This is a genomic window from Coprobacter tertius (assembly GCF_024330105.1).
Lineage (GTDB): Bacteria > Bacteroidota > Bacteroidia > Bacteroidales > Coprobacteraceae > Coprobacter > Coprobacter tertius.
In genome coordinates, this window is the sequence record NZ_JANDHW010000001.1 from 1 (window position 1) to 11141 (window position 11141).

Genomic DNA, 11141 nt, shown 5'->3' on the forward strand with positions numbered 1-11141 from the left:
AGAGCATCTGACTGTTAATCAGAGGGTCGTAGGTTCAAGTCCTACCTGAAGAGCTCTTTAAAATATTATTTATTCTTCAGTAGCTCAGTCGGTTAGAGCATCTGACTGTTAATCAGAGGGTCGTAGGTTCAAGTCCTACCTGAAGAGCTAAAAGGGTATTCTTTTCAGAATACCCTTTTTTTATGTCTTATTTAATTACATGTAATTCTCCGACCAACCGATTGGCTACATTTACAGCTTTAGTAATATGATCGCAAATATATGCGTCGCCGATCACCTCATCGAGATGTGTACGTCTTATCGTTTCCCTTACTTCGGGATTTACCCCCGATAGTATAACCCGAATACCTTCTTTATGAGAAGATTCTACCAAAATTTCGAGATTATGAAGTCCGGTAGAATCTATAAACGGGACCTTTCGCATACGTATAATACGCACCAAAGGACGGTCTCTCATCGATCGCATAACCTCATCGAATTTTGTCGCTACACCAAAAAAGAACGGTCCGTCGATCTCATACACCTCTATCCCCTTGGCTATATCCAACGTTTCATGATGGGATGTTTCGGTACCCTGAGCAATATCGAGTTCATCGCGCAACACCGAAACCTGAACATTTTCCGAAACCCTTTTAAGGAAAAGAAGTACAGCCAGCAACAAACCTATCTCTATCGCTATAGTAAGATTAAAGACGACAGTAAGAACAAAGGTAGTAACCAATACCGCAACATCCGATTTAGGTGTTTTCAGCAAAGACCGTACCGTACGCCAGCCACTCATATTATAAGATACGATAATCAGCACACCTGCCAAGCAAGACATGGGTACGAGTTTTATAAGCGGCATCAATACAAGGAATATAAGCAAAAGTACTGCTGCATGAATAATACCGGCAACCGGTGTACGCCCACCGTTATTGATATTGGTCATAGTACGGGCGATAGCTCCGGTTACGGGAATTCCTCCGAAGAAAGGAACAGCGATATTGGCAATACCTTGTCCGATCAATTCGGTATTCGAATTGTGCTTATCCCCCGTAACACCATCGGCAACAGTCGCAGACAATAATGATTCTATTGCACCCAGTATCGCTATGGTAAATGCCGGTGGCAACAATTGATTGATAGTATCCATATTTATTTTTAACCCGGCTGGCTGAGGGATATCGCTGTTCAGATTTCCGAAACGGTCACCGATCGTTTCAATCGACGCGATTCCGAAATGTTCACGCAAAACATAAGCAAAAACGGTCATTACAACAATAGCCAATAAAGATCCTGGCAGTTTTTTAGAAATCCGTGGAGTAAAGACGATAATAAAGATACTTGCGACTCCCACAAGTAAGGATAATCCGTTTATTGTATCGAAACTCTGAAAATAAGCAACCCATTTCGAAAGAAAGTCTGCCGGAACATTTTCCATCGTCAGACCGAACAAATCTTTGATTTGCGTTGTAAAAATAGTAAGGGCGATACCACTGGTAAAACCTACCACAATCGGATAAGGAATAAACTTAATAATAGTCCCCAACCTGAAACAACCCATAAGAACGAGTATGAGACCGGCCATAAAAGTAGCGATGGCAAGGCCTTCGAGACCGTAATTCTGTATAATTCCATAAACAATAACGATAAAAGCCCCCGTAGGTCCCCCTATCTGCACATTACTACCCCCCAAAAAAGAAACCAGAAAACCGCCGATAATCGCTGTTATAAGCCCTTTCTCGGGACTTACGCCCGATGCGATACCGAATGCGATGGCAAGCGGAAGCGCTACAATACCTACTATAACACCGGCCATCAGGTCGGCCATAAATTTTTCTTTCGAATAATTTCTTAATGCCGAAAATAATTTCGGTTGAAAATCGATACTCCCTTTCATTTCTACTTTTTCAAAAAAACAGGTGCAAAGGTAGTTATTTTTTGTAAATTTCCCATAAAATAACATTGTCTCTTATTTGAAATCAAGAGAACTCCGGCCGGTTAAGAAATTTGTTTCATACAGCTTAGTACTATTTCTCAAAAAAATGTATCTTCGTAAATTGAAATGAAATAAAAATTATGGATGAATGGCTTTCGCGTACCGGTCTGCTGATAGGCGATGAAAAGTTGCAACGTCTTTCACAATCCAATATACTCGTCGTAGGGACCGGCGGTGTAGGGGCATATGCTGCCGAAATGCTTTGCCGGGCAGGAGTAGGTCGCATGACCATCATCGACGGAGATGTCGTTTCCCCGTCGAACATCAACCGACAGCTCATCGCGTTACATAGTACGATAGGAAAACCGAAAACCGAAATTCTCGCCGACAGGCTGAAAGATATAAATCCCAGTATCGTCCTGAAAGCCGAGTTCCGGTATCTCTCCTGCGACGACATCAAGGAAATCCTCGATTCTGAAAAATACGATTACGTGATCGACGCCATCGACACACTGGCCCCGAAAATAACACTGATAGAACAGTGTATAAAACGAAAACTGAAAATCATATCGTCGATGGGAGCTGGAGGCCGTACCGACCCCGCTAAAATCATTTACGGCGATATTTCGGATACATACCACTGCTCTTTGGCAAAAGCCGTGAGAAAACGCTTACAGTCCATCGGAATAAAAAAAGGGCTGAAAGTTGTTTTCTCCACAGAACAAGCCGACAAAAAAGCCGTTATCGCTACCAGTAACGAACGAAATAAAAAATCGACCGTAGGAACTATCTCTTATCTTCCGGCTATGTTCGGATGCTATCTGGCGGCTTTTGTAATAAGAAAAATCACAGAAAAAAAATGATTGAGATAAAGAACATACATAAACATTACGGAGACCTCGAAGTATTAAAAGGCATCGATGCCTCGATAAAAAAAGGCGAAATCGTATCGATTGTCGGCCCCAGCGGAGCCGGAAAAACTACGTTGCTACAGATTGTAGGAACACTCGAAAAAGCAGATGAAGGAGAAGTAATAATAAGCGACACTCCAGTTAGCCGGCTCAGAGAAAAGCAATTAGCTGCTTTTCGAAACAAACATATCGGCTTCGTTTTCCAATTTCACCAGCTTTTACCGGAGTTTACCGCACTCGAAAATGTTATGATACCGGCTCTGATTGCAAAAATGCGTTCTACGGAAGCAGAAAAACGGGCCCGGGAAATTCTCGATTTCCTGAATCTCAACGATCGAATATCTCACAAGCCGGCACAACTTTCTGGCGGCGAAAAACAGCGGGTAGCCGTAGCCCGCGCATTAGTAAACCATCCCGATGTAATTCTCGCCGATGAACCTTCAGGCAGCCTCGACTCACAAAACAAAATAGAACTGCACAGGTTATTTTTCGATTTAAGAAAAGAGTTCGACCAGACTTTTGTTATCGTAACCCACGATGAGTCTTTAGCAGCCATCACCGACCGTATCATACAAATGAATGACGGCCGCATTACCGAAGAAATGAGAGAAACAGATGACGAAACCAATCCTACGTTATGAAAAAACGGAAAATCCTATATTTGTCTATTTTCTGCTACATAGCGTTTACTCTATCGGCCTGCGATAAGGAAGAAACATTTGACTACGGTCCGTTCCGCATCGATATGGTCACTTGCGAGACGGGAGACGGAACATTGTCGTTTCTCCGCGATGACGGGTGCACTCTCGTTCCTTCCCCCTCTCAAGCAACCGATAATTACGTAGACGGACAAAGAGTTCTATTGAACTATATCGTAATTGAAAAAAATACGACAGATCTGTGCACAATACAGATAAAATCCTTAGGAAAAATCTTATATAACGACGTAAAAACGATCGATTATACGCAACTATCTATGATCCCCGATGATCCTATTTATCTGGTAACCGCATGGGAAGGCGGCAATTGTATAAACCTGAAATATAAAATCGAATACAACAGTATGCCCCATTATATGCAATTATTTTATACTCCCGAATTACAATCAGACGACGATACCCTGCGTTTACAATTAAGACATGACAAAAACAACGATCTTCCGGGCTATCCTACTCCAGGTTACGCATCGTTCCGTTATTCAGCACTACCATCCGCTAACCTCAAAAACGTTATAAAAGTATATATCAACACATCGAATATAACAGATAAATTCTATACATTCACGTTAAATTAAAATACATCACGATATGAACAATGAAAAAAATCAGGTACAAATCGAATTGAGTGCCGAAGTAGCAGAAGGTATATATTCGAATCTGGCGATCATTTCCCATTCTTCATCAGAATTCGTTATCGATTTCGTACGCCTTATGCCGGGCATTCCCAAGGCACCGGTAAAATCCCGTATTATTCTTACTCCCGAGCATGCAAAAAGGTTGATGTTCGCTATCGAAGAAAATATTCTAAAATACGAAAAACAATTCGGTACGATACGTACCAATGACGATTCTGCCGCTATCCCGCCCTTTATGGCACCGGGTGGCCAAGCCTAATCTATAAATTCATCGATTATGCGTACCAGAACGATCGAAGAACAGGAACAAATAGAGGCCGTAATACGCGAATGCAAGGTTTGTTACCTGGCGATGAACGGCCGGGACGGCATACCCTATGTCGTTCCCATGAATTTCGGATACGAAAACAATGTATTCTATCTGCACTCGGGACCTGAAGGTAAAAAACTGGAATTACTGGCAGCCGACAATCGAGTAAGACTGATAATGAATACAGGAGAAGAACTCACTTTCCAGCATCCGGATGTAGCTTGCAGTTACAGTATGGTTTCAAAAAGCGTCATGTGTACGGGGAAAGTAGAATTTATCGAAAACTTCGACGAAAAAATAAAAGCGCTCGACATTATGATGCGCCACTACACGCAACGTTCTTTCGGCTATAGCGCTCCGGCTGTAAAACATATCCGGATTTTACGTATCGCGGCTGAAAATATAACCTGTAAAACATTCGGTAATTCGATAAAAAGACGTTCTCTGTAATATCCCTTCAACATGTTTTTAACCGATTTATTACCTCTAATAAAGTTATGCTTTGCGAAAATCATTAACTTTGCAATAGAAAAAAAATAAATATGGAACATCAACTGACGATTTACAATACGCTGACGCGAAAAAAAGAATTGTTCGTGCCTATCAATCCGCCTTACGTGGGAATGTATGTTTGCGGACCCACCGTATACGGAGACGGACATTTGGGGCACGCGAGACCGGCCATTACCTTCGACCTCCTGTTTCGGTATCTTCGTCATTTAGGATATAAAGTACGTTATGTACGCAACATTACCGACGTAGGACACCTCGAAAACGATGCCGACGAAGGAGAAGACAAAATCGCAAAAAAGGCGCGTCTCGAAAAACTCGAGCCCATGGAAGTCGTACAATATTACCTCAACAGGTATCACAAGGCTATGGACGCCCTTAACGTACTACCTCCCAGCATCGAACCTCATGCCTCGGGTCACATTATCGAACAAATAGAATACATAAAAAAAATTCTCGACGCCGGATATGCATACGTAAGCGACGGTTCGGTTTACTTCGATGTCGCAAAATACAATAAAGACCATCACTACGGTAAACTCTCGGGGCGTAACATCGACGAATTGCTGAATACGACCCGTGAACTCGACGGCCAACATGAAAAACATAATAGCTTCGATTTCGCTTTATGGAAAAAAGCTTCCCCCGAACATATCATGAGATGGCCATCTCCCTGGAGTGACGGATTCCCCGGCTGGCATCTCGAATGTTCAGCGATGGGGACAAAATACCTCGGCGAAGAATTCGATATACATGGAGGAGGAATGGATTTACTCTTCCCTCATCATGAATGCGAAATCGCGCAATCGGTTGCTGCTCAAGGAAAAGAAACAGTACATTATTGGATGCATAACAACATGATTACCATCAACGGACAGAAGATGGGAAAATCTCTGGGAAATTTCATTACACTCGATCAGTTTTTTACAGGCGAGCATCCTCTGCTGGCACAGGCTTATAGCCCGATGACCATTCGGTTCTTTATCCTGACTGCTCATTACAGAAGTACACTCGACTTCAGCAACGAAGCCTTGCAAGCTTCAGAAAAAGCATTACAACGCCTGATGGAAGGCTGGGAAAACCTGAAAAAAATAAAGCCCTCGGCTGAAACGAGTGTCGAGATACCCGACCTGAAAGCTCGTTGTTATGAAGCAATGAACGATGACTTGAGCAGTCCGATCGTAATTTCCCATCTTTTCGACGGCGTACGTATTATCAATACCATATTAGCAGGAAATGCAACAATTTCAGAAACCGACCTGAACCAACTGGAAGACACATTCCGTACCTTTATGTTCGATATTTTAGGACTCAGAAACGAAGCCGAAGCTGCTGCAGGCAACGAAGAAGCCTATGAAAAGGCTGTCGACTTACTGCTCGATATACGTAAAGAAGCCAAAGAGCGAAAAGATTGGACAACATCTGATTTTATACGAAATAAACTTACCGAGATCGGTTTCGAAATAAAAGATACGAAAGACGGTTTCGAATGGAAACTAAATAAATAAACAGGCATTTCCGTCATATAATCATTATAATGATAAAAGGCGGTATCCCGCCTTTTATCATATCGGAACAACAGTTATGAACTATATCGATTTTTTTAAAAACGACCGGTTTGCAACCGATGCCGGTATACGGCTACTCATCGCCGACCCGGGCTATGCCAAAGCAGTACTTATCATAGAAGACCAACATCTCAATGCCGGTAATGTAGTACAGGGAGGGGCGTTATTTACATTAGCAGACCTGGCAATGGCTGCCGCGGCAAACGCTCATGGCCGCTTAGCCTTTTCGATACAATCCGATATTCGATTTCTGGCAAGCGCAAAAAAAGGAGACACTCTAACAGCCGAGGCTCGTGAAATCCTTCTACATAAAACCCTTTGCCATTATAAAGTAGAAATCACCGACCAAGAAGGAAAACTCATCGCCGTTTGCGACGGTATCTGTTACCGGAAATAATTTGATCGATGTAAGAGCTGAACATTACTATTCCGGAGAATAATCTATCGGAGAAATTTCTCATAATTTTTTATATTCGGTTCTCTATATTCTATAACAAGCTGCAAGACATTATTTCATATAATATTAAATACACTTTATATTCTTAAAACTATTTATTCTTCGATCTATTTTCAATACTATTATTCTCTATCAATTACTATAACCATTTTAACCCGAACTAAATATATAAAAAAAAAGAACCATATATGTAATTATCCCTCTCGATATTATATATATCTTTGCTTAATATAGTTAAATTTATTAATATGCCTATAAAAGGTTATGTAAAATGAAAATACCACTTCTTTTTACATACAGGAATTTTAGAACAGGTGAAACAATATCTTTTAAAAACAAAAGTTCTCAATTATTATTTATTTTGTCAGGAAAGATCATTACACTAACCAATAGCGCAAATCACACATACATCTGCGCCGGCCAATTTACGTTCATCTCTCCTCATTACATACCTAAATGTAAATCTCTCGAAACTTCCAGTATACTAACCGTAGAGATCTCGTCGGTTTCTCAATTACAGAAAGTTTTTCCATTAGATATATTAAAAAAAGAATGCATTCATATCACAAAATATCAAATTCAACCCTATCCTATAAATAAAGAGACGGAATATTTCCTTTATTACATAAAATCTTGTATCAAAAACGATATAATAGGAGACTCTTTTAATGAATGGAAATTGGCCGAATTGTTTTTATACTTAAAGAAATATTATACCCTAAAGGATATTGCCCATTTATTTTTTCCGATAATAAATTATACCTTCGATTTTCACTCTTTCATACTATCCAACTACAAAAAAGTAAAATCAGTAAACGAATTCGCAACTTTAGCACACTGCAGTCTATCTACTTTTAAAAGAAAATTTCTCGAAAATATGCACGCTCCCCCCGGGAAATGGATGACTGAAAAGAAAAAAGCAGATATTTTAAACGAGCTCCATAACGGGGGGAAAAAATTTATTGAAATTTCAGAAGAATACAACTTTTCTTCAAGAGCACATTTTTCTTTTTTCTGTAAAAAACATTTCGGGAAATCACCACAAACCTTACGAAACGAATATAAGTTCTTCAAACAACCGTCATTAAAAAAACAATTATAAAGATCCCAATAATTATATTAATTAATAAAATGAAATAAATGAATCAAAAAAGAAATTAATTTAAATTAACACTTTACGGTATGAGAAAAAAATTACTTCTTATTTTATCAATCATCTTTTGTATATCTTTCGTTCAGGCGCAAACCAGTATAAATTCCGCGGGAGGATCCGTCTCTCAACCGGCCGGATTTACCAGCTATTCCGTAGGACAACCTTTTATTGTCCCTCATTTTTCAGTATCGGGTTCTATTTTTCCCGGAATTCAACAAATATATGAAATTTCAATTACGGATGGAATCGATTCTTATCCCGAAATTTCAATGAATGTATACCCCAACCCCGTTGCCGACTACCTGATCCTCTCCCTCTCTTTATCCCCGAATATTAAAAACATAACGACAAAATTAATCGATATACAAGGGACTTCACTACGTTTTAACGAGATACATGACACAAAAACCCGTATCGATGTTTCTACTTTAGCCCCCGGAACCTATTTTCTGAGAATCAACATGGGAAATAGAGTCCTAAAAGTATTCAAGATCCTAAAAAAATAAACTACAATCAACCAGACATACAAATGAATACATACAAAAGAATCTTAATTGTATCTCTTTTTACCCTTATTGCCATCTCAATAAAAGCTCAGGCTCCCGATCTGATAAGTTATCAGGCGGTAATCAGAAATACTTCAGGCAATCTGGTCGTCAATAAACCTGTCAATGTAAAAATCAGCATTCTAAAAAACGGACTAAACAGTTCTCCTGTTTATATCGAAACACATACAATAGAATCCAATTCCAATGGAACGATCAGTTTATACATTGGAAACGGAAATGTTTCTTTGGGAACATTTTCGGAGATCAACTGGTCTTCAGGAACATACTTTATCAAAACCGAAACCGATCCGGACGGAGGTAATAATTATCGAATAACAGGTACAAGTCAACTACTGAGCGTACCTTATGCCCTATATGCGAAAAATGCAGGCAATGGATTCGACGGCGACTATAATAAACTGATTAATACACCCCTATTTTCCCCAGTTGCTACTTCAGGCGATTTTAATGATCTTTCAAATATACCCGATAAACAACAATTGAGCATTCAAGGCAATACAATCTCCTTGACTGATGGCGGCTCAATTACACTGCCACAAGGCTTCGAAGGCAATTATAATAATCTTACTAATTTGCCCGATCTTAAACCAGTTGCCGTCTCAGGTGAATATAAAGACCTAAATGGAATTCCCGAAAAACAGACTCTAAGTATCAAAGACGGTAATCTGGTAATAACTGGAGGCGACTACCTCAAGATCGACTCCGAATTTTTTAAACTACCCGAAGGATTCAGCGGTAACTATTCCGACCTATTAAATACTCCAGGTAAACAAAAATTAGGAATTAAAGAAGGTAAACTCATGTTGACAGGAGAAAAAGACAAAGCAACTCTTTTAGAAATCGATCCCGATTTTTCAATTCTTCCAACCGGATTTAGCGGAAATTATAAAGAGCTGACTGACAAGCCGGTAAAACAGACTTTAAGCATCAGAGAAAACAAACTGTATCTTGAAGGAGGCGATGAAAACACCGAAACTCTCTTAAAATTAGGAGATTCGGTAGAATTCCCGTCTAATTCGTTCAGCGGAAACTACAATGATCTCACCAACAAGCCTGCCGGTAACAATGAAGGAGACATCATGTATTGGTCTGATAACTCATGGACAATACTGCCCATAGGACAAGAAGGACAAGTATTAAGCGTTGCCGACGGAAAACTTACCTGGATAGAACCCTCTTATGCCAATACCTCGGCATCGACCTATAAAACTGGAGATATCTTTTATGCACGTAACGGTTTACCCGAAGGCGTGATCATAGAAGTTTCTACCGTTGGCCGTTATGGAAAAATTCTTTCACTTCAAGAAACAGCAAACAAAAAATGGAGCACATCGCACGAAACATCCGGTGCGACCAGCGAAAAAGATGGCCGAGAAAATTCCAAGACTATACAGAGCCTTCCCGATTGGAGAACAAATTTTCCCGCTTTTGCTGTAACCATTACAGATGATAATACCTGGTATTTACCTTCTATCAACGAATGGTCGGAAATATTTAAAAATAAAAATAATATAAACAGCCAACTCTTGGCAGTCGGTGGGACCCCATTATCAGGCACATTCTATTGGTCTTCTACCGAAAGTCTGCGCGAAAACGACAATAACGAGAGAGCCTATGCTACGGGGATTGCCATGAAATCCTATACGCTTCCCGCAGGTCAGGGAGAAGCTCCCATAACGGTTTTAGCCGGTGAAACTTATAATGATGATAAAACGATTGCAGGTACCGCTCGAGCCATACGTCGTTTGTCTTGGGCCGAAACAACCAGTAAACCCGTTGCAGGAGAGACCTATGCCATCGGGAACCTTTATTACACCAAAGAAGACAAAACAGATCCGATAGGTATAGTATATGAAATAACCGATGGAGGTTTACATGGCAAAATTATTTCGTTAGACGAAGCGCCTTCATCATTAGCTTGGAGTACCGAAAATATTGTAACAAATGCAACCAATACAGATAACGGAGAAAAGAATACATCTCTTATATCGGCCCTCCCTGATAATGCGACGAAATATCCGGCAAACACATGGTGTACCTCAAAAGGTAGTGGATGGTACATGCCATCGGTAAATGAAATGGTCTCTATCTGCAAAGTCGCATTTTTACTGAATGTAACGTTACTTGAAAAGGGAAAAATACCGATAGAAGACTCCGGAAGATATTGGACCTCTACCGAAATCGACGAAAATCAAAGCTATCTAGTTATAAATACATCTGATTTTAGCCGTCCCAATACCGCTAAATCGACAACAGCGAAAGTCAGGGCCGTATATGCCTTTTAAAAATATAGATTAATTATAAAATGAAAACGATGAATACTTTTTCTGAAATAACAATAACCGTTTCGAGAACTTTCCGAAATACAATGAGGCATCCGAGAAGAAA

Annotated in this window: 11 protein-coding genes and 1 tRNA gene; 11 read left to right on the top strand and 1 reads right to left on the bottom strand. The window is 40.1% G+C overall.

Features of this window, described 5'->3' with window-relative positions; genetic code table 11:
* The first annotated feature begins 73 nt into the window (after positions 1 to 73).
* Positions 74 to 147 (top strand) — tRNA-Asn (locus NMU02_RS00005).
* 40 nt (positions 148 to 187) lie between these two features.
* Here NMU02_RS00005 and NMU02_RS00010 read toward each other — a convergent pair.
* Positions 188 to 1882, bottom strand: coding sequence for a SulP family inorganic anion transporter (locus NMU02_RS00010; RefSeq protein ID WP_255024944.1), 1695 nt, complete (start codon positions 1880 to 1882; stop codon positions 188 to 190).
* A gap of 179 nt (positions 1883 to 2061) precedes the next feature.
* Between NMU02_RS00010 and NMU02_RS00015 the strand changes: the two genes are divergently transcribed.
* From NMU02_RS00015 to NMU02_RS00060, 10 genes are all read left to right on the top strand, one after another.
* A complete protein-coding gene (locus NMU02_RS00015; RefSeq protein ID WP_255024945.1) occupies positions 2062 to 2784 on the top strand; it encodes a tRNA threonylcarbamoyladenosine dehydratase in 723 nt (240 codons plus the stop codon).
* Complete coding sequence (locus NMU02_RS00020) at positions 2781 to 3473, top strand: ABC transporter ATP-binding protein (RefSeq protein WP_255024947.1); 693 nt, start codon at positions 2781 to 2783, stop codon at positions 3471 to 3473. The genes NMU02_RS00015 and NMU02_RS00020 overlap by 4 nt, the downstream gene beginning before the upstream one ends.
* The gene (locus NMU02_RS00025) at positions 3470 to 4126 is read left to right on the top strand and encodes a NigD1/NigD2 family lipoprotein (protein WP_255024948.1); all 657 of its coding nucleotides are present in this window, start codon (positions 3470 to 3472) and stop codon (positions 4124 to 4126) included. Before NMU02_RS00020 ends, NMU02_RS00025 begins: the two co-directional genes overlap by 4 nt.
* Before the next feature lie 13 nt (positions 4127 to 4139).
* The gene (locus NMU02_RS00030; protein WP_255024950.1) at positions 4140 to 4445 is read left to right on the top strand and encodes a DUF3467 domain-containing protein; all 306 of its coding nucleotides are present in this window, start codon (positions 4140 to 4142) and stop codon (positions 4443 to 4445) included.
* An 18-nt stretch (positions 4446 to 4463) separates the two neighbouring features.
* Complete coding sequence (locus NMU02_RS00035; protein ID WP_255024951.1) at positions 4464 to 4946, top strand: pyridoxamine 5'-phosphate oxidase family protein; 483 nt, start codon at positions 4464 to 4466, stop codon at positions 4944 to 4946.
* A 92-nt stretch (positions 4947 to 5038) separates the two neighbouring features.
* Positions 5039 to 6514 carry a cysteine--tRNA ligase gene (gene cysS / locus NMU02_RS00040; protein ID WP_255024952.1) on the top strand — a complete coding sequence of 492 codons (1476 nt, stop codon included), beginning with the start codon at positions 5039 to 5041 and terminating at the stop codon, positions 6512 to 6514.
* A gap of 76 nt (positions 6515 to 6590) precedes the next feature.
* Positions 6591 to 6971: a PaaI family thioesterase gene (locus NMU02_RS00045; RefSeq protein WP_255024953.1), complete on the top strand. Its 381-nt coding sequence runs from the start codon at positions 6591 to 6593 to the stop codon at positions 6969 to 6971.
* 331 nt (positions 6972 to 7302) lie between these two features.
* Entirely contained in the window at positions 7303 to 8133 is an 831-nt protein-coding gene (locus tag NMU02_RS00050) for a helix-turn-helix domain-containing protein (protein WP_255024956.1), read from the top strand.
* A gap of 80 nt (positions 8134 to 8213) precedes the next feature.
* On the top strand, positions 8214 to 8690 hold the full coding sequence (locus tag NMU02_RS00055) for a T9SS type A sorting domain-containing protein (protein WP_255024958.1): 477 nt from the start codon (positions 8214 to 8216) through the stop codon (positions 8688 to 8690).
* A gap of 23 nt (positions 8691 to 8713) precedes the next feature.
* Positions 8714 to 11038 carry a DUF1566 domain-containing protein gene (locus NMU02_RS00060; RefSeq protein WP_255024959.1) on the top strand — a complete coding sequence of 775 codons (2325 nt, stop codon included), beginning with the start codon at positions 8714 to 8716 and terminating at the stop codon, positions 11036 to 11038.
* Positions 11039 to 11141 lie beyond the last annotated feature (103 nt).